The organism is Prosthecobacter sp. (genome assembly GCF_049294395.1).
Taxonomy (GTDB): domain Bacteria; phylum Verrucomicrobiota; class Verrucomicrobiia; order Verrucomicrobiales; family Verrucomicrobiaceae; genus Prosthecobacter.
In genome coordinates this window covers 109,076-129,232 of the sequence record NZ_JBAQCR010000205.1, presented here as the reverse complement: position 1 = coordinate 129,232, position 20,157 = coordinate 109,076, and the positions used below count along the sequence as shown (strand labels likewise).

The window sequence follows — 20,157 nt, the reverse complement described above, 5'->3', positions numbered from 1 at the left end:
CTATGCGGGGTCGCTGAGAACCTGATGCAGTGCTGTCAGAATGGTCCGGGCCGTGAAGGGCTTGGGCAGAAAGTGCTTCACCCCCATGGCGGCGGACCGGGCTGAACTGCCATCGTTGGCGAGTCCGCTGGCTGCGATGATTTTGACATTCGGATTGAGCCTTTGAAGAACCTGAATGGTGGCCTGCCCTCCCATGACGGGCATCATCATGTCCGTCACGACGGCGGCGATGTCTGAGCGATGAATCGAATAGAGCGCCACCGCCTCCGTGCCGTCTGCGGCGACCAGGACGCGGTAGCCATACATTTCCAGTGTCTGCTGGGTGATGGTGCGCACGGAGGCTTCATCATCCACGATGAGGATCAGTTCGTCGTTTCCACGTGGGTGCGTGTCTTCCTGAACTTTGTTGGCCGCAACTTCCGGGGCATCCATGGCAGGAAAACAGATGCTGAAGGTGGTGCCGTTGCCGGGCTCGCTGTAGACGTTGAGGAAGCCGCTGTGACTTTTGACGATGGAGAGCACGGTGGAGAGTCCAAGGCCGGTGCCTTTGCCATGCTCCTTGGTGGTGAAGAAGGGATCAAAAATCTTGTCCACCACCTCCGGCGGGATGCCGGTGCCGGTGTCCGTCACTTTGACCCTGAGGTACCGCCCCGGAATGGAGCCTGGAGTCATGCCGGCGTAGTGGTCGTCCACCTGAAGAGTGGTGGCGGTGACGGTGAGGGTGCCGCCGTTGGGCATGGCATCGCGGGCGTTGACGCAGAGGTTCAGCAGGACCTGATGCACCTGGGTGTGATCGCCGGAGAACAAGGGCAGCTCCTTGTCCAGCTCCGCACGAAAGACGATCTGCTTCGGGAAGGTGTCCTGAACGAGATGCTGCATGTCCTGGATGATATGGCGGACATCGATGACCATGCGCTCTCCCTCCACGCCGCGGGCAAAGGAAAGGATCTGCTTCACCATGTCCGCACCGCGTTTGGCGCTGGTCTCAATGGTGGAAAGCACTGATTTAGCGCGCTCATCGCGGCTGGTCATGCGCAGCAGCTCGATGGACATCAGGATCGGGGCGAGGACGTTGTTGAGATCGTGGGCGATGCCGCCGGCGAGCGTGCCGATGCTTTCCATGCGCTGGGCGCGGAAAAACTGCTGCTCGAGCTTTTTCTTCTCCGTGATGTCACAGTTGATGGCCAGCACGGCCTGCGGGCGACCCGCCTCGTCACGAACCAGCGTCCAGCGTGCCTCAACTAAAAGCAAACCGCCTGCCTTGGTGATCTGCTGAATCTCACCATTCCATTCGCCATGAGTGAGCACGGACGCGATGGCCTGTTCATAGGCAGTTTGATCGCGGTAGAGGAGTTCTCCGGTCTGACGGCCTCTGACCTCTTCAGCCGTCCACCCGTAGAGCAACTCGGCGCTTTTGTTCCAGTAGGTGATGCCGTGCTCGAAGTGCCGCACCAGGATGGCGTCCCGTGCCTTGTCCAGCAAGGAGGCCTGCTCATGCAACTTATCCCTGGAACGTTTGCGTTCGGTGATGTCCTGGGCCACACCGACCACGCGGTAGATCTCCCCGCTGGCATTGCTCAAGGGAAAAGCGCGATCGCGTATCCAACGCAGCGCCCCATCGGGACGGATGACGCGGTATTCCTCATCGTAGGTGCCAGCCGCCTGCTGGGTGGTGGCCGCCTGCAGCACACGATCCCGATCATCTGGATGAATCGACTCCAGCCAGTTTTGTGGGTTGGTTTGCAGGCTGTCGCAGGAGCGGCCCCAAATGCGCTCATAGGCCGGGCTGATGTAAAGCATCTGCTGCTTCGTCGTGTCCGTGATCCAGAAAACTTCCTGGATGGTTTCGGCGATCTGGCGGAAGCGCTCCTCGCTCTCGCGCAGCGCCTCTTCGGCCAGCTTGCGCTCGGTGACATTTTCATGCGCCACGACGACGCGCACCGGGCCTTCGCCACCGAACTGGGTGACGCGCACGACAAACCAGCGCTGCTCCCTGGCACTGTGGCAGGGGTATTCGAGGTGGAACTCCGCCTGCCGCCCGGCCATGACGGCACGGATACCGGCGGCCACCTGCGCGGCTTCTTCGGAGAATCTGCCGGTCGAGGCATCACAGAGATGAAGGTAGTTGTCACCCACACCACGGTGCATCCCCCTGAAGTCGTTTTCGCTGGCAAACCGGTTCCAGGCCTCATTGACTTCGATGATGGTACCATGCTCGTCCAGGATGGCGATATGGGAGGTCAGGGCATTGAGCGTGGACTGCAGGAAACGTTTGGATTCCAGGAGTGCGGTGGCGTTTTTCTTGCGCGCGGTGATGTCATGGAAGGCCCAGATTCTGCCGTAGTACCGGCCCTCTTTGCCTACCACAGGGGATGAGTAGCGGTCCAGCACGGTGCCGTCTTTGAGCTCCACCTCATCACGACCGATCTCCTCAGGATGAGTGAAGAGATGATGCACACGTGCGGCAAAGGCCTCGGGATTGACTGTCCTCGAGGTGACCCACTGCAGCTGGCCGCTGTCATCTTTGTCGTCCGCAAATTGCCGGGGGATTTTGAAAATATCGACCATGCGCTGGTTTTGCAGGAGCTTCCGGCCCTGCTGGTCCACCACGAGGATGCCATCAATGGAGGCGCAGACCTGGGCTTCAAGAAACGCGGTCTTCCAGCGCAGTTCCTCCTCCGCTTGTTTGCGTTCGGTGATGTCCCGGCAGGTGCCGAGTGCGCGGCGCCCCCTGCCATGATCATCATGAAAAACCTGCCATTGTTCCTCAACGAACTTGATCCGGCCGTCGGGCATGAGGAGGCGGTGATCGATCGAGTTCACGGACTGCTGATTGAGCGACTCATTGAATGCCTGATCCAGCCCTTCGCGGTCGTCAGGATGCACGAGCTCCAAAAAATTCTGGTGAGTCGGCTGAAACTGACCGGGGGTGACTTCAAAGATGCGATAGGTTTCGGCAGACCAGGTCACGGCGAGCGTGGAAAGATCGGTGTCCCAGCTGCCCATTTTGGCCACGGTCTGCGCCGCAGTGAGATGGGCGCGTTCGATTTCCAATTCCGCCGTCAGTTCCCGCAGTTCCTGCTCACTTTGCTTCAGCGCCTCGGCAGCCTTGGAGCGTTCTCTGCGCAAACGCCATTGCTCCAAGGCCTGCCTGACTGAGATTTCGAGCCTGACAAGGCGGTCTTTGAGCAGATAATCGGTGGCTCCGAGCCGCATCATCTCCACCGCCACATCCTCGCCGATGGTGCCGGAGATGATGATGAAGGGAATGTCATAGCCGCTTTGCTTCAGCAGTTCCAAAGCACGCGGCCCGTTGAAGGTCGGCATTTCGTAATCTGAGAGGATGATGTCCAGATCAGGCATCAGCCGGTCCAGAAAGTCCGCCTCGGTTTCAACGCGGGTCCATTCCGGATCGAAGCCGGCCTGGCGCAAGGCGCGGAGCACCAGCTCGGAGTCGTTGGGATTGTCCTCTGCGAGGAGAACACGCAGTGGCTGGTTCATGTTATTTTTCCAACTTGGGAGGCTGGTTGAGCAGGAGCCAGTACATGCCGAGCTCCTGCACGGCGGCGGTGAACCCTTCAAAGTTCACCGGTTTGACAATGTAGCTGTTGACCCCGAGCTGGTAGCTTTTGACGACATCCACCTGCTCTTTGGAAGAGGTGAGAACAACGACGGGAATGTGCTTGGTACGAGGGTCGCCTTTGATGCGCTCCAGGACCTCCAAGCCGTCCACCTTGGGCAGCTTCAGGTCGAGCAGGATCAATCTGGGCGTGTCCTCAATCCTCCGCCCCACATGAGGGCCTTCGCAGAAGATGAAGTCCAGCGCCTCCGCCCCATCCCGGGCGATCTGGATGCGATTGCCAAGGTTGGCATTGCGCAAAGCGCGCTGGGTCAGTTCCAAATCTTCCGGGCTGTCCTCGACCAGCAGGATTTCGACGATGTGTGTTGCATTCATGGTGGGGTGGTTCTTTCTAAAGTGAAATAAAATGTGGCTCCCTGATCCACGGCGGCTTCCGCCCAGACCCTGCCCCCATGGCGGTGGATGATGCGCTGCACGATGGCGAGTCCGACACCGGTGCCGTCGTAGTCCTCCGCGCGGTGCAGGCGCTGGAAGACGCCGAACAGTTTGTGGGCGTAGCGCATGTCAAAGCCGGTGCCGTTGTCCCGCACGAAATAAATGCTGACGGGCCCGTCCGTATTGCAACCGACTTCGATCACTGCGGATCCGCGTTTCTGGGTGTACTTGATGGCATTGGACAGCAGATTGATCCACACTTGTTTCAGCAGGGAAGGATCACCCTCGCACGCGCGAAGTTCGCCCATGATCAGCTGGATGTCCCGCCCCGCCCGCTGGGCGCTGAGATCCTCCAGTGCGTCCTGAACGAGTCTGCGGGCATCAATGGTTCGTTTGCTCAGAGTCGCCCGGCTCAGCCGCGAAAAGCTCAGCAGGTCGTCGATCAGATTGCCCATGCGCTGGGCGCTGGTGCGGATGACCTGAAGATAGCGCAGTCCATCGGGAGGCAGTTGAGAGCCATAGTCCTCCAGCACCGCGCGGGAAAAACCATCCATCGCACGCAGCGGGGCACGCAGATCGTGAGACACGGAGTAGGAGAAGGACTCCAGCTCCTTGTTGGCGGCTTCGAGCTGCTGGTTGGCCGCCTGCACCTTTTGAGAACTTTGAAAAATCTCCGCCTCCATCTGCTCCATGCGGGCGTTAAATTCCGTGTCTCTGCTGACGGCCCGTGACTTGCTGAGCACGAACTCGGTCACCTCCTCCACGCGATGGATGATGTACTGGACCTTGTGGTCGGCACCGACCACGGGAGAGTTGATAGGACTCCAATAACGTGGCTCAAACACGCCATCCGGGCGGCGGACGTCGTATTTCTGGATGGCCATCGTGTCGACCACACCGTTGGCCAGCACACGTTTGAGCGAGGACCGCAGATTCAGCTCTCCGTTGGCCTCGGGATCATCCGGGTTGTCGGGGAACACCTCGAAAAGCCCTCGTCCCACGATGCCTTCACGGGTGGTCAGGGTGGCCGCCAAATAGGCGTCACTTACGGCCACGATTTTAAATTCTGGTGTGAGCACGAGGTACAAACCCGGCAGCGATTCAAAGAGGCTTTTGAGCTCTGCGCGGCTCTGGCACAGCTCGCGGTTGGCGGTTTCAAGCTGAGCGGTTCGCTCGACCACCCGCTGCTCCAGTTCTGCATTCAGGCGCTGCACCTCCTCCTCGGCAGACTTGCGTTCGGTGATGTCCACCCATGCACCAAAGACCGCACGCTCTCCTGTCTCGGGTACGATGAAAGGCATCTTGATGGTCTGGAGAACACGCGTGCGGCCTGACAAATCCGTGTGGTATTCCTCGGCAATGTTCTTTGTGACGCCAGAATCCAGGACGGCGCGGTCATCCGCCCGGCAGGCCTCCGCCTGCGCCCTGTCTGGCGCCAGTTCGAAATCATCTTTGCCCAGAATGTCCTCAAGAGGAAGACCGCGGGTCTCAGCCAGAGCTGGATTGGCAAAGATGTAACGGCCTGCGGCATTCTTGGCAAAGATGCCATGGGGCACCAGATTGGTGATCAGACGCAGCCACTCCTCACTGGCCCGCAAGGCCGCCTCGGAACGTTTGCGCTCCGTGATATCAGCAAACATGGACACCACCACTGAATCGTTTTCGCCGGGAAAACCGATGAGTTCCATGGAGATCAGCGCGTCCAGCCGCTCGCGGTTCCTGCGCCGGAACTGCGTCTCGCGATCACGAACAAACCCCTGGGCCTGAAGATTCTCCATCACGGCGGTGCGTGTTGCCGGATCATCCCACAACGCCAGATTTACAGACGTCTGGCCGAGGAGCTCTTCGCGCGTGAAATCGAAGAGCTGGCAGTAGCGCTCGTTGACCTCGATGAAGCGGCCATCGCGGATGGTGGTGATGCACATGGCCGCAGGATTGGACTGAAAAGCCTTTGCGAAGCGTGCTTCACTCTGGCGCAGAGCAGCCTTCGCCATCTGCTGCTCTGTGATGTTACGTGCGATCTTGGAAGCCCCAATGACATTGCCATGGGAATCTTTGATGGGCGACACTGTGACGGAGACCGCGATCTGCTCACCCGACCTGGTCAGCCGCATGGTCTCAAAATGCTCCATCCGCCTGCCAAGCTTGACGCGGGACAGAATCAGGTCTTCTTCGTTGTGCCGGTCTGGTGGGATGATTTTTGTGATCGAATGCCCCAGCATCTCACTGGCCGGAAAGCCGAACATGGCTTCAGCACCTTTGTTCCAACTAGTCACGATGCTGTTTAAATCTTTGCCGATGATGGCATCGGCCGAGGAGTCAACGATGGCGGCGAGCAGCGCGGTCGCTTCTTCATCCTTTTGACGTTCACTGATGTCGCGGAGAATGACTGTGAAGATCGACTGCCCTGCCACTTCGACCTGTGAAATGGAACCTTCGATCGGAAACGTTTCCCCATTTGCGCGAACACCTTCCAATGGTTCCAGCAAGCGTTTGGAGGGGGCGGCAGGAGCTGAGTGTCCGGCCTTATCCACATGAAGTACGGGCATGTGAGGAATGAACCTGCTCAGAGGCCGTCCCATGGCCTCCGCCGCAGGGCAGCGAAACATCTCCTCGGCTGCTGCATTGAAGAGCATGATGGAGTGAGTGCTGTCCATGCTGATGATCGTATCCATCGCCGAGCTCACAATGCCCCGCATGCGCGCTTCACTGAGAAGGTTTGATTCACGACTGGCCGTGAGTTCCAGCGTGCGCGCCTGGACGCGGGACTCCAATTGTTCGTTGGCAGCGCGGACGGCAGCCAGCGCATCCGTCACCTGCCGGCTGGACAGCTTCAGTCGTTCATGCACCAGCGCGAAAAGCACGCCCATGCCTGCAAACATGACCACAGAAAGGAAGGCGCGGGAGTCTTGAAAGATGAAGGAGCGCTGCGTTGGAATGAAAAAATACCACACGATGAGCGTGGAGAAGGCCGTCGCCCAGAGTCCGCCGCACAAAGCCCCCCTCCAGGCACTGAAAAAAACGGCCGGGTAGAACAAGAACCAGACAAATGGCTGAAGCCATGACCAGCACAGCCACTGAATGCTAAGCGCCGCCAGCGGGAGCAACACCGCTGACGAAGGTGGCATCCAACGGGAAAGCTTCATTGCCAAGACGTGATGATGCCGACTCCTTCGCGCTGCAGGAAGAGAAGCGGCTGGATTGACCCATGAGAACCGCCAGCGTGGTTGGTGCCGGGACAGTGAGAAAGCAAAGGTATCTTCATGACCGAGCTGAGGTAAGCATGATTATTGCATCATGGGTGATGCATCTATTGTTAGCCAGTCATTGCAACAAGCAAACACCAAGTCTAAACACAATCATCTTAAGTGAATCGGAATGGGCGGCGGATGGCTAAACAAATATTTAGCCATGGCTCGAAATCAGCAATGCCATGCACGACTTCCCCCTAGTTCCATCCATTAACGTTGCATTGCAAAATGTTGGCAGCCATGCCTTGCAAGAGGCATGCGGCTCAGCCACAATCCATGTGCGCCCAACAACACGCATATCATTATGGCCAAAGGCAACAACGCTCACAAAAAGGAAGTCAAAAAGCCGAAGAAGGAAAAGCCCAAGCCAGCACCTGCAGGCCGCAAGAGCTAGGACTGGCGGCTTGAGGAGCAGTGGATGACATGCTGCTCGGTTTTATGATGAAGGAGTAATCGTTGCCATGCAGGCAATGAGGATTTTTCCATGCACTGGCGCATTCATCCAGAAGTTCATGGAGTGTAAAACCTGAGGACAAAAAAAGAGCGGCCATTGCTGGCCGCCCTCGTGGTTTTGGGGTTGTGATGTGTCTTGCGCCAGTTGCGGCGCAGCCGGGCTACTTTAGTAGCGGTAGTGATCGGTCTTGTAAGGGCCTTCGACGGGGACGCCGATGTAGTCGGCCTGTTCCTTGGAGAGGACGGTGAGTTTGACACCGATCTTGGCGAGGTGGAGGCGGGCGACTTCTTCGTCGAGCTTCTTCGGAAGCACGGTCACACCGACGGGGCGGGTGTCCTTGGTTTCCCAGAGTTCGATCTGAGCGAGGGTCTGGTTGGTGAAGCTGTTGCTCATCACGAAACTCGGATGGCCGGTGGCGCAGCCGAGGTTCACAAGGCGGCCTTCAGCCAGCATGAAGATGCTGTTGCCAGCCGGGAAGGTGTACTTGTCCACTTGGGGCTTGATGTTGAGGCGCTTGACGTCCGTGCGGGCGTTGAGCTTGTCGACCTGGATCTCGTTGTCGAAGTGACCGATGTTACACACGATGGCCTGATCCTTCATCTTCTCCATGTGAGCGAGGGTGATGATGTCCTTGTTGCCGGTGGTGGTGACGTAGATGTCGCCGTAGCCGAGGGTGTCTTCGATCGGCATCACGCGATGGCCTTCCATGGCGGCCTGAAGGGCACACACAGGGTCGATTTCGGTGACGATGACCTGGGCGCCCATGCCGCGAAGAGCGGCGGCGCAGCCTTTGCCCACGTCGCCGTAGCCGCAGACGACGCCGACCTTGCCGGCGATCATGACGTCGGTGGCACGCTTGATGCCGTCGAGGAGGGATTCGCGGCAGCCGTAGAGGTTGTCGAACTTGGACTTGGTGACGCTGTCGTTCACGTTGATGGCTGGGAAGAGCAGCTTGCCTGCCTTGGCCATTTCATAGAGGCGATGCACGCCGGTGGTGGTCTCTTCGGAGACGCCCTTGAGATCTTTGACGATCGTGTGGAAAATGCCGGGCTGGTTCTTGGCGATGTCCTTGAGGAGGTCCTTGATGACCTTCACTTCGTGGTTGTCGGAAGGAGTGTCGACCCACTTGTCGCCGTTTTCCATCTCATAGCCCTTGTGGATGAGGAGGGTGACGTCGCCACCGTCGTCGACGATGAGCTGCGGGCCTTTGTCTCCTGGGAAGATGATGGCCTTCCAGGTGCACCACCAGTATTCTTCGAGGGTCTCGCCCTTCCAGGCAAAGACAGGGGTGCCGGTGGCGGCGATGCCAGCAGCAGCGTGGTCCTGAGTGGAGAAGATGTTGCAGGAGGCCCAGCGGACATCAGCACCGAGTTCCTTGAGCGTCTCGATGAGCACGCCGGTCTGGATGGTCATGTGCAGGGAGCCGGTGATGCGGACACCAGCGAGGGGCTTCTTGGGGCCGTACTTCTCGCGGGTGGCCATAAGGCCTGGCATTTCGCTCTCGGCGATGTCGAGTTCTTTGCGGCCGAAGTCGGCGAGGGCGATGTCTTTTACTTTATAGTCTGACATGAGGTGTGTGTGGTGGTTCGGGTTAGGGTGAAATAGAACGGATCAACGTATCAGGATACGTTGATATGTTCCAAATGGATGCCTTGATGTCAAACGGGGATTTATCCGGCTGAGAAGGACCGTTTGAAGCTGACCACCATGAAACTTGCCTCTCTCTTTGCCTGCCTTTGCCTTGCTGCCTCCGTCCACGCTGAAGATCTTCACCCCGCTGCTGAGGCGGCAGGTTTCGTCCCGCTCTTCAATGGCAAGGACCTTGCGGGCTGGAAAACGACGGGGAACTGGCTCGTGGAGGCTGATGGCAGCGTCTCGCTGCACCCGCGTGAGGGAGAGAAAGGCTGGCAGCGGTATGATGCCTACATCGCCACGGAGAAGTTGTACGGCGACTTCGTGCTGGACCTGGAATTCAAGATCAACGCCAAAGGCAACAGCGGGGTGTTTATGCGTGTGGCCGACATGAAGGAGCCGGTGAAGACGGGCTTTGAGGTGCAGATTTTGGACACCTATGGACTCGAAAAACCGGGGCATCATGACTGCGGCGGAATTGTGGGTGGCATTGGCCCTTCCAAGAACATGGTCAAACCCGCCGGCGAGTGGAACCGGTACACCATCACGGTCAAAGGCCGCAGTGTGAAGGTGGTGTTCAATGGGGAGCAGGTCATCGATGCCAGCCTGGACGACATCAAGATGGCGGACCGTCCGAACGTGGGACACATCGCTTTTCAGGATGAAGCGCTGCGTGTGTGGTATCGGAATGTGCGGATCAAGGAGCTGAAGTAGCATGCCGCTGTCTTCAGCAGAAAATCACCGCCGCAGTTTCAGCACGGCCTCGCGGGCGCGGATGAGGAATTCTGGCTTTGATTCGTCCTCTTGAAGGCGGATGGGCTCGCCGAAGGTGACGCTGCCGAGAACGGGGACGGGCAGGACTTCGCCTTTGGGGAGGATGCGGTTGAGGTTTTCCATCCACACGGGGACGAGTTGCACATCGGGCCGCTTTTTGGCGAGGTGGAAGAGTCCGGGCTTGAAGGGCTGCGGCTCGGGAGTGGTCTGGCGGCCGCCTTCGGGAAAGAGGATGAGGGAGTGGCGGTCTCCCATGGCCTGGACCATTTCGACCAGCGGATTGGCCTCAGGTGTGGGCTTTTTGCGCTCGATGAGAACGGCATTGAATACATGGCAGGCCAGGAAGGGACGCACGCGGCCGACCGACCAGTAGTCTTTGGCACCGACCATGCGGGTGACGGCGCGGACGGGGGCAGGCAGCGAGGCCCAGAGCACGGGACCGTCGAGGTTGCTGGTGTGATTGGCGAAGTAAACCCGCTGCACCAACTCCGGCGCGCAACCCTGCCAGCGGGCGACGGAACCAGAGAACACACGCAGCGATCCGGCGATGAGACTGCGAATCATGTGCAGAAGATGTGCGAAGAAGTAGAGGTTGTCACGCGGCTTGCTTGTTCGTAGTGATTCACTCTCACGCGCATGCCAAATTCCACCCCTGCCCCTCCCGACTCATCCACCTGGATGACAGCGCTGGCCGAGTTCCTGATGGAAGAGCCGGCGATTGAGTCGATCCGGTTAAATCCAGAGTCGAAACGAGTCGAGATGGCCACCCTGGGTCAGGTGGATGGCGAGCTGCTGCAGGCGAAGCTTTCCGAAGTGCTGCGGGCGGTGGACGCCCGGTGGCTGAAGCAAAACAGCCAGGTGCCGCCGAGCAGCGGGATGCTGGATGTGCAGCAGAAGGCGGACGGGGCCTTTGTGCTTGAAAAACCTTCCTGCCCAACGGCACCGAAGTTCTGGAAATGGCGCGACTTTGCCTGGCCGGAGCCGGATGAGATGGAGCAGGAGAGCGACAATGAGTGGCGCGTGCTGGCGCTACAGGCGGGACTGTGCGCCGTGACACTGGTGGCGGGCTACATCACCGAGCGTTTCTTTTCCGCACCGGCGTGGCTGCCGAAAAGCTTGTTCGCCATCTCGCTGATTTCCGGCGGCTGGGATGCGGCGAAGGACACCTGGGAAAACATGCGCGAGGGGCGGCTCGATGTGCATTTCCTGATGCTGGCCGTGGCCACAGGTGCGGTGTCGATCGGCGCGTGGGAGGAGGGGGCACTGCTGCTGTTCCTGTTTTCGACCTCGGGTGCGCTGGAGCATTTTGTGATGTTCCGCACGCACCGGGAGATCAATGCGCTGACGAAGGCGGCGCCCAAATTTGCGCATGTGCTGCAACCCGACGGGACGACGGCGGACCGTGGCGTGCAGACACTGCAGGTGGGCGATGTGATCGTGGTGAAACCGGACGAGTTGTTCGCCGTGGATGGCACGGTCATCGAGGGCTCGACGGCGGCGGATGAATCGACGCTGACCGGCGAGGCGCTGCCGATCGCCAAGGAGAAGGGTGCCTCCATCTACGGGGGCACTTTGAACCAATGGGGGATGGTGCAGGTGCGGGTGGACCGACTGGCCACGCAGAGCGCGCTGGCAAAAATCATCACGATGATCCAAACGGCGCAGCATCTGCGCGCGCCGAGCCAGCGGTTCACGGACCGCTTTGGCACGCGTTACACGCTGCTCACGCTGGGGGTGGTGGCGCTGATGTTTTTCGTGTGGTGGCTGGGCTTTGGCATTCCGCCGCTGGAAAACACCGCAGCATCCAAGTCCTCGTTTTACCGTGCCATGACGCTGCTGGTGGTGATGAGTCCGTGCGCGCTGGTGCTTTCGATTCCTTCGGCCATTCTGGCGGCGATCGCCTGGGGTGCGCGGCGCGGCGTGCTGTTCCGTGGTGGTGCTGCGATTGAAAAGCTGGCGGAAGTGGACGTCATCGCCATGGACAAGACGGGGACGCTGACGGAGGGCGAGCTGAAGGTGACGAAGATCGAAAGCTTCCCTGCCGGCCGGGAGGAGGATGTGCTGCGGATCGCCGCGAGCTTGGAGGCGAATTCGAACCATCCCATCGCGCGTGCGGTGACGCAATATGCCAAGGCGCAAGGCATCGTGGTGGAAAAGCTGGCCGAGTTTCAGTCGATCACGGGCCAGGGGCTGCGTGGGCGCACGGCCGCTGGACTGAGCTACGTGGGACGGCGCGAACTCGTCAAAGACAGCGCCCTGGGGGAGGTGCTGGCCGGGGTGCCGGACGCACCGCTGGGCTTCAGCGAGGTCTGGGTGGTGCATGAACAAATCGTGGGCCGAGTGCTGCTGAAGGATGAGATCCGCGCCGGGAGCCGGGCCGTGCTGGAAAAACTGGCCGCCGATGGCGTGCGCACGATCATGCTGACCGGAGACCGCCGTGCAGCGGCGATCGAGGTGGGGGAGAAACTCGGCATCGCCGAAGTGCGCGCCGGCTTGCACCCGGAGGACAAGGTGGCCGCGATCCGGGAACTGACGCTGGCCGGGCACAAGGTGGCGATGATCGGGGATGGCGTGAACGATGCACCGAGCCTGGCAGCCGCCTACGTATCCGTGGCGATGGGTGCGCGAGGCAGCGACGCCGCGCTGGAGCAAAGCGACGTGGTGCTGATGCAGGACAAGATCGAAAAACTGCTGTCCGCACGGCGCATCAGCCAGCAAGCGCGGCGCATCATTCAGCAAAATCTGGTCATTTCCCTGGGCAGCGTGATCGTGATGGCGGTGGCGTCCTTGTTCGGCATCGTGCCCCTCACGCTGGGCGTATTGACACATGAGGGCAGCACGGTGGTGGTGTGTTTAAACAGCCTGCGGCTGTTGTTTGAGAAGGAATGAAGCCGCCTGCCATTTTTCATCTGCGTAACTCCGTGCTGGACGATTCCCCCCTTTTCTTCATAGAGTAATCAAAATTCTGGCATGCGCATTCTCTCCAAAGTCCTCTGGACCCTCGCTTTCCTCGTCGCCACTTTTGTCTGGATGGTGCTCTTTGAGCACGGATTCAGCATGAAGGGTCTGACGGAAGGAACGGGAGCGGAGCTGCGTGGCATCGCCGCATGGTTTGGTGGCGGGAAAAAATAACCGCCGCCCACTTACATTCAAACACGTCAAGAACCCCCAGCATTATGATCGTTCAGGAAGCAGAACTCGACCCCAAGTACCAAGCCCTTTGGAAAAAAGCCCTCATTTCCGCCGAGCGGAAAAACTGGGATTATGTGATCGACCAGGTGCTGCCCATCGTGACGGCCAACGTCGGATTTCTGGACGGCCGGAAACTGCTGCGCAGCGCTGAAGGCGAAGCCACCGGTGGCAGCGGCGGCAAGAAGTTCAGTTTTGGTCTGGGCGGCCTCAAGCCAAGCTCCAAAAAAGAGCCGGCCGAAGCCATTGCAGACATGGAAGAGAATGTGTTCCGCAAGGACCCCTTCAACCTCAACGCGAATGAGCAGCTCTATGACATCGCGATGAAGATGAATTTCCCGGAGCTGGCCGCGTTTGCTCTGGAGACCATCCGCGCCGGGCATCCTGAGAACACCAAGCACATGCACAAGCTGGCGCAGCATTACATGGCCCATCAGCAGCCGGAGCTGGCCGCTGAAGTGTACCGCCTGATCTCCGTGGTCAATCCGCGTGACATGGAAGCCAAGCAGGGGGAAAAGAACGCCGCTGCGCAAAGCTCCATCAAAAATCAGGGCTGGGGCTCCGCGAACTTCAAGGATGCGATGAAGGACTCCGGCGAGGCCGCCAAGCTGGAAATGCTCAGCCGCCAGGGCATGACGCAGGAGCAGATGGAGCAGTTCCTGGCAGAAACCATCGAGCAATACAATGCCGACCAAGGGAACATCGTCATCGTCAAGCGCATGTCGGATCTGTATGAGCGCCTCGGCCAGCTCGATACGGCGCTGATGTTTTACGATTACGCCCTCACTCTGAACGCCGGTGACGTGGCCCTGCAGCGCAAGGTGGAAATCCTGCGTGACAAGGTGCAGGAACAGAAGATCGCGGATTATGAGCGCGAGATCGAAACTGATCCTGATGCGCCCGACATTGACGACAAACGCGCGCAGCTGGCCGAAATCCGCCGCCAGCGTGCGAGTGTGGTCATCAGCGAGGCCAAGACCCGTGTGGACCGCAACCCGACCGACAAAGGACTGCGCTACGAACTGGGCCAGGCCTACTTCAACGCAGGCATGTACGGCGAGGCGCTGCCGGAGCTGCAGCAGGCGAAGTCGAACCCCAACATGCGTATCAAGGCGATCCTCATGCTGGGACGCTGCTTTGAGCGCAAAAACATGAACGACCTGGCAAAAACCTCGCTGCTGGAGGCTTCCAAGGAACTTCTCGTCATGGATGCCACCAAAAAAGAGGTGCTCTACGAGCTGGCCAACGTGCTGGAAAAAATGGGCGACAAGGCGGGAAGCCTGGACGCGCTGAAGGAAATCTACAACGCCGACTACGGCTACCGGGATGTGGCGCACCGAGTGGAGTCCTCCTACTCATAACTGATCATTTCAGATCTCCCCTGCTGACACCCCGTTTCGTATTCCGAAACGGGGTGTTTTTTGTTTGCCGCCAAATGGTACTGGAAAGCCGGGGCACGTCCGCCATCTTGCAGGCTGATGATATTCGAATTTCTCGCCGCCACTGACGTCTGGACCACAATCAAAGACGGTGCGCCCGTCGTTCTCGCCCTGATCCTGATCGAGGGTCTGCTCTCCGTGGACAACGCGCTGGCGATCGCCGCGATGGCATCCCATCTGGATGAAAAGCAGCGCAAGATGGCGATGAACATCGGCTACATCGGCGCCTATGGTTTTCGCATCGTGGCGCTGCTGACCGCCAGCATCATCATGGACAACCACTGGCTGATGCTGGTGGGTGCGCTCTACCTCGTGTGGCTGATGTGCGCGCATTTTGCGGAACAGGAGGAAGGTGATGAGGATGGAACGGTGAAGGCAGCCCAGCACAGCTTTGGCAAAACGATTGCGATGATCGCTTTTCTCGATCTGAGCCTGAGCTTTGACAACGTGGTCGCCGCCGTGGCCTTCGCACGTGACAGCAAGGTACTGGTTTATGTCGGCGTGACACTCGGCATCATCACGCTGCGACTGGTGGCCGGTTACTGCATCAAGCTGCTGGCGCGGCAGCCCTGGCTGGAACACACGGCGTTTCTGCTCGTGGGGTTCGTGGGTCTGCTGCTGGGGCTGGAACTCTTTTGGGACCAGAGCATCAAACAGGTCGTCGAAATCGGTGGTGTCAGCCTCATCAGCGAGGCGGGCGGGCATTACCACATCGCCAAGGCGGTTAAATTTGCCGGCATCATTGGAATCATTCTGGTGCACCTGGCGTATGAGAAAAACGCGGCGGTCAAAGGCGTGGTGCGCCCGGTGATGCGCCTGCTGCTGCTGCCTGCGCGATTGATTTCTGGTGTGGTCGGGGCTGTTTTTTCTGTGATCTCCTGGCCGTTTCGTGCCGCGTGGTCAGCCGTGACCCGAAAATAAGAATCCCCCGGCTGTGAGGCCGGGGGACTCCGTGAATCATGTGACAGCGTTTTGCGGAACTGATTTCCGGCAAGCGAGTTTGGAGACACTCGAAGGCGGCTTGAGGACAAGCCGCCCTACCTCGCGGTGGGCGAAGCCTGTCTGTTACTGCTTCGGCTTGGTAAGCATTTCGAAGTCGTCGCTGCGGAAGGGGGTCACTGGCAGGCCGTCGATGCTGTAGAGATTGCAGACAGGATTGTCGGACCATGCGTAGCGGACAGCCACGGGTTTGGCGACGCCCTTGGCGCTGACTTCGATCTTGTCCTTGCCGGTGATTTTAGCCTCGGCCCAGGTCCACTTTTTGTCTTCGCCGCAAACCACAAAGCCCTTCACTTCTGTGACATCCACCGTGCGCAGGCTGCTGCCGAAGGTGTCGAGAGTGACAATGGCTTTGTCTCCTGCGAACTCGGCGGCTTTGAACTCGGGGCTGCGATAAGGCAGCTTCATTCCGTAGTCCTTCACGAGCGCCAAACGGGCGAGACGCTCGGCCACGTCACGCTTGTTTTTGGGATGAATGTCATTGGCCTCACCGAGGTCGATGATGACGGCCTGGCCACCGTTTTTGATGGCGTTCTGGGTTTTCGTCTGGCTCTCGCGCAGCTCGGCCCATTGGCTGGCCGTGGCCTGCCCGGCGTCGGTTTTTTCGGCCATGAAGTCGGCCAGTTGCACCCAGTAGAAGGGGAAATCTCCCTGCTTCCACTCATTGCGCCAGTTCTGGATCATGAAGGGGAAGAGGCTGGCGTACTCATAGGCACGTCCGGCATTGCTTTCGCCCTGATACCAGATGGCCCCTTTGATGCCGTAGCCGATGGTGGGGAGGAGTGCGCCATTGTAGATGTTGCCGGGGCGGGCATTGCCGCGCAGCCAAGCATCAGGTGGGGCAGGAGCGCGGGCGGTGAAGGGTTTGCCGACTTTCTTGGCTTCATCCGCCTGCTTCTTCCAGTTGGCGAGATCGGCGTCGTATTTGGTCTTCGCGGCGGGGGAAGTGAGGAAGGCTTCGTTCTTCTTCGTGTTTTCCATCAGCAGCTTGAAGCGGGCGTCTTTTTCGAGTTCGCCGCGATTCACCCATGCCTCGGCAGCACTGCCGCCCCAGGCGTTGTTGATCAGACCCACCGGCACGTCGAGCATGTTGTGCAGGACGCGGCCATAGAAGAAGCCGACGGCGCTGAAGCCGCCGACTGTTGCAGGCGAGCACTCTTTCCACTCGCCTTTGAAGTCCTTTTGCGGCTCCTGAGTGCCCAGGTTTGGCACGGTGATGAGGCGGATGTTCGGATACTTCGCGGTGGCGATCTCCAGATCGGAATCCCAGCTGGAACCGACATTCCACTGCATGTTGGACTGGCCGGAGCAGATCCACACCTCGCCGACGAGCACGTTTTTGAGCTCCTTGGCGGTGGTGCCTTTGATCGAAATCGTGGCAGGTTTCGCGTTGGCAGGCACGGGATCGAGTTTCACGGTCCATTTGCCATCGGCGCCGGCCTTGGCGGTCTTGGTTTGGTCTCCAAATTTCACGGTCACTTCGGTGCCGGGAGCATCCCAGCCCCAGAGCGGATTGGTCTGCTTCTGCTGCAGGACCATGTTGTCGCCAATGATGGCGGGGAGTTTGAGTTCAGCGCGGGCAGTACATGCCAGCGCAGCGAGGAGGGTGGTAAGTGAGAGGAGTCTCATGAATGGGTAAAAAGCAGGACGGAACAAACGCAGCCCGAGGCTGGGTTTCAACAAAGTTTCCATCTTCCTGAGTCAGGCCTGAGCCACCCGCTTGAACCAGCTTCGGAGGCATGGTTCATTTCACGGTGGCCTGCGCCGTCCTGGCTTTCTTCACATCCATCTGTTTTTCAGCCTTTTTCTCCGGCGTCCACAGCTTCCAGATGGGGAGCATGCTGCTGGTGGTCTGGGCGGTGGCGGGTGAGGCACGCTCCATGATGGTGACGTAATCGGACTGATTGACAGGCATCGCTGCTAATTGCTCCAAACGTTCAGAGACCTTTTGATAGGCCTCCCGGGCCGTATCGGCCTGAGTTTTGAGTTTGTCATGATTCGCTATCTTGGATCCCAGATCCAAAGCAACGGCACGCTCTTCCTCGATTTTTTTGTCGAGAATATCCACCTTGCGTTTCAGGGAGAGGATGCCTGCCTGCAGGCCCTGCTGAATTTGCTGCGAAACTGACTCGATCAGATGCTTCGCCCTGGCTATTTTTTCATCGATAGCGACCACTTCGGGATGATCCGCCTTGTGGCTCTTCAGCAGATAGTCGCGATCGTTTTGCAGCACAAAGATCTCCGCCTGCGTCTTGAGATAAATCTGGTCCATCTCCGATAAATGACGTTCCGAAGTCCTGCCCAGGGACTGATAGAAGGCCGAGATGTCCGTCTCGGCGAGTTCCAGATCCAGAATTTCGGTGCGCACCTGCTCCCGCTGCAATTGGAGAGTCCCTAGAAGCTGCGCCGCCTTGTCGTTGCCATTGGTGACGGCGGTCAGGTTGTTTTCACGCTGAAAAACTTCCAGGGCCTCCATTTTATCCTCCATCATCTTCCGCTTTTTCACCGTCTCCTCCAAGAACGTCTTCAAGACCTTCCCTTGCGCCTGCTCGCGAACACTTTGTCTAAAGGCGATGAACTCATCCAGCAGCGCATCGAGATAAACATGCGTATACTTCGCATCATCACCCGTCCCCATGACCTGAATGAGGCCGCTGCCCTTGTTCTGGGATGCGTGGATTTCCACTTTGTGATCCGCCAGCTTGGGATTCAAAACGCGCACACGCTCCGCCGCTCTGTGCTGCATTTGCGAGCTTTCGAGCGTTTCGATGATCGTGCCGTAAAAGTCCTGCATTTGCTCCTGCCAACTGAGGGAATCATTCGCCTCCAATTTTATGCCCGAGACCAGCTTTGCCGTGCTGCGATACACCGGCTGCTGCGGCACGAATTCCACCTTCGTGGCCGCCAGCACCGCCAGCAAAACAACAACGACTGCAAGCACGCTCAGAGCGCCCATGCCAATGCGACCGCGCCAGCGGTTTGTCTTGATGAGGGCCTGCACGCGCTGCTTCACACCGTCGTTGCCGAACATGGTCACGCCGAGACCGCTTTTCATGCGTGAGGGCAGGCCTGCGGCGATTTCGACGAGAGTGCGTGCATACTCCGGCGCATGCTCGGCGTCGCTCACAGCCAGGTCATCCGCCGCGTGCTCTGTTTCGATGCGGAGTTGTTTCCGCGCCAGCCAGGCCAGTGGCTGCCACCACCAGAGGCAGAGCACGGCCTGAGAGAGCCACTGCCACAGCCAATCACCGCGCTGCCAGTGCGCGGCCTCGTGTCGAAGCACTGCGCTAAGGCGGCTCTCATCCCACGAGGCGGATTCGGCGGGCAGCCAGATGACGGGTTTGCGCCAGCCTGTGAGCATGGGTGACGTCAGCTCACTCGCCAACCGATATGCCGTCCCGTCTGGCAGTCCGGCTTCGCTGCCGATTTTCTGCATCATTCGCGATGCGGCACTGCAGCGCCGGCTGAGGGCACGCAGACCCAACAACACCCCAACTACACGGAGACAGAACCACAGTGCCGCCATGCCCAGCCAGAAACACACCGCCCATCTGTCAAAACCATCTGCGATCTTTTCCCATGCACTTTTCTCCGGAAGTTCGAAGAGCGGCAGTTCCACCACGGTCGTTTCGAGCTGAAGCGCCGGAGTCACGTCCACCTGCCATTCCATGACAGCCACTGGCGGCGTCAGATCGGGCATCAGCCTCCATGCGCCGACAATCAACAGCGCCACGACACCCAGCCGCCAAACCGCGCTGCGTGACCGGGCGGAGCGGTGTCGCAGCCCCATGGCAGCCGCCGCTGCCACGCAGAAGACTGCAGCGCTGGTGATGAAGGCGGAGACGAGGAGAGCCAGACCTTTATGCAGAGACAGCGTCAGCAGAGCATGATTGATGAAAGTGTTCATGGCTTGCGTGCCTCCTCGATGAGTTGAATAAGCTTTTGCGCCTCTTCAGCGCTGAGTTTCACATTTCGCTGTCCGAGAAGGGCCAGTGCGGCCTCGCCGACAGAATTGTCGAACAGCTGATTCACCATTCGCGTCAGCACGCCCGCCCTGGCCTTCTTGGTCGAGACAGGAAGCGAGAACCAATCCCGTCCGTTTTCCTGGGTCTTCACCAGCAGGTCTCTTTCGACGAGCAGGCGCAAGATCGATCTTACCGCCGAGTAAGTCGGCGCGTCCGGCAGCTTCTCCTCGATCTCACGAGCGGAAACCCGTTCGTGCTTCATCACGATTTCTATCACCTGCCGCTCGCGGCGGCTCAACTCATTGGAATGTTTTTCGTCCCACATGAGTGTTGATTTTTCAACACCTTTGGCGATTCGTCAAGCGTGATGTTGAAATTTCAGCAGGCCATGCCGGACGGCCGATGACTGGGGTACTGGATGATGATGGAAGTCAGCGCT

13 protein-coding genes are annotated in these 20,157 nt (G+C 59.1%); 5 read left to right on the top strand and 8 right to left on the bottom strand.

What is annotated here, in order from left to right:
• The 4 genes from WAW39_RS13500 to ahcY all read right to left on the bottom strand — a co-directional run bounded on the left by WAW39_RS13500 (position 1) and on the right by ahcY (position 9,289).
• Complete coding sequence (locus WAW39_RS13500; protein ID WP_422319660.1) at positions 1-3,501, bottom strand: PAS domain S-box protein; 3,501 nt, start codon at positions 3,499-3,501, stop codon at positions 1-3.
• 1 nt (position 3,502) lies between these two features.
• Positions 3,503-3,955, bottom strand: coding sequence for a response regulator (locus tag WAW39_RS13495; protein ID WP_422319658.1), 453 nt, complete (start codon positions 3,953-3,955; stop codon positions 3,503-3,505).
• Positions 3,952-7,161, bottom strand: a complete 3,210-nt coding sequence (locus WAW39_RS13490; RefSeq protein ID WP_422319656.1) for a PAS domain S-box protein — start codon at positions 7,159-7,161, stop codon at positions 3,952-3,954. Before WAW39_RS13490 ends, WAW39_RS13495 begins: the two co-directional genes overlap by 4 nt.
• 724 nt (positions 7,162-7,885) lie before the next feature.
• A complete protein-coding gene (gene ahcY, locus WAW39_RS13485) occupies positions 7,886-9,289 on the bottom strand; it encodes an adenosylhomocysteinase (RefSeq protein WP_422319654.1) in 1,404 nt (467 codons plus the stop codon).
• A gap of 138 nt (positions 9,290-9,427) precedes the next feature.
• On the opposite strand from ahcY, the gene WAW39_RS13480 reads away from it, so the two are divergent.
• Positions 9,428-10,066 (top strand): 3-keto-disaccharide hydrolase, encoded by a 639-nt coding sequence (locus WAW39_RS13480; RefSeq protein WP_422319652.1) that lies wholly within the window; start codon positions 9,428-9,430, stop codon positions 10,064-10,066.
• 24 nt (positions 10,067-10,090) lie between these two features.
• Here WAW39_RS13480 and WAW39_RS13475 read toward each other — a convergent pair whose 3' ends face one another.
• Positions 10,091-10,690, bottom strand: coding sequence for a lysophospholipid acyltransferase family protein (locus WAW39_RS13475; RefSeq protein ID WP_422319651.1), 600 nt, complete (start codon positions 10,688-10,690; stop codon positions 10,091-10,093).
• Between the two features lie 72 nt (positions 10,691-10,762).
• On the opposite strand from WAW39_RS13475, the gene WAW39_RS13470 reads away from it, so the two are divergent.
• The 4 genes from WAW39_RS13470 (at position 10,763) to WAW39_RS13455 (ending at position 15,675) form a co-directional block, all read left to right on the top strand.
• A complete protein-coding gene (locus WAW39_RS13470; RefSeq protein ID WP_422319649.1) occupies positions 10,763-13,015 on the top strand; it encodes a heavy metal translocating P-type ATPase in 2,253 nt (750 codons plus the stop codon).
• An 81-nt stretch (positions 13,016-13,096) separates the two neighbouring features.
• Positions 13,097-13,258, top strand: a complete 162-nt coding sequence (locus tag WAW39_RS13465; protein ID WP_184339791.1) for a hypothetical protein — start codon at positions 13,097-13,099, stop codon at positions 13,256-13,258.
• A gap of 44 nt (positions 13,259-13,302) precedes the next feature.
• Positions 13,303-14,676, top strand: coding sequence for a tetratricopeptide repeat protein (locus WAW39_RS13460; protein WP_422319645.1), 1,374 nt, complete (start codon positions 13,303-13,305; stop codon positions 14,674-14,676).
• A gap of 117 nt (positions 14,677-14,793) precedes the next feature.
• On the top strand, positions 14,794-15,675 hold the full coding sequence (locus WAW39_RS13455; RefSeq protein WP_422319643.1) for a TerC family protein: 882 nt from the start codon (positions 14,794-14,796) through the stop codon (positions 15,673-15,675).
• A gap of 144 nt (positions 15,676-15,819) precedes the next feature.
• Here the strand turns inward: WAW39_RS13455 and WAW39_RS13450 are convergent, their stop codons facing one another.
• From WAW39_RS13450 to WAW39_RS13440, 3 genes are all read right to left on the bottom strand, one after another.
• The gene (locus tag WAW39_RS13450) at positions 15,820-17,382 is read right to left on the bottom strand and encodes a sialate O-acetylesterase (protein WP_422319641.1); all 1,563 of its coding nucleotides are present in this window, start codon (positions 17,380-17,382) and stop codon (positions 15,820-15,822) included.
• A gap of 115 nt (positions 17,383-17,497) precedes the next feature.
• Positions 17,498-19,660 (bottom strand): M56 family metallopeptidase, encoded by a 2,163-nt coding sequence (locus WAW39_RS13445; RefSeq protein WP_422319639.1) that lies wholly within the window; start codon positions 19,658-19,660, stop codon positions 17,498-17,500.
• Positions 19,657-20,043: a BlaI/MecI/CopY family transcriptional regulator gene (locus tag WAW39_RS13440; protein ID WP_422319637.1), complete on the bottom strand. Its 387-nt coding sequence runs from the start codon at positions 20,041-20,043 to the stop codon at positions 19,657-19,659. Before WAW39_RS13440 ends, WAW39_RS13445 begins: the two co-directional genes overlap by 4 nt.
• Positions 20,044-20,157: the final 114 nt, after the last annotated feature.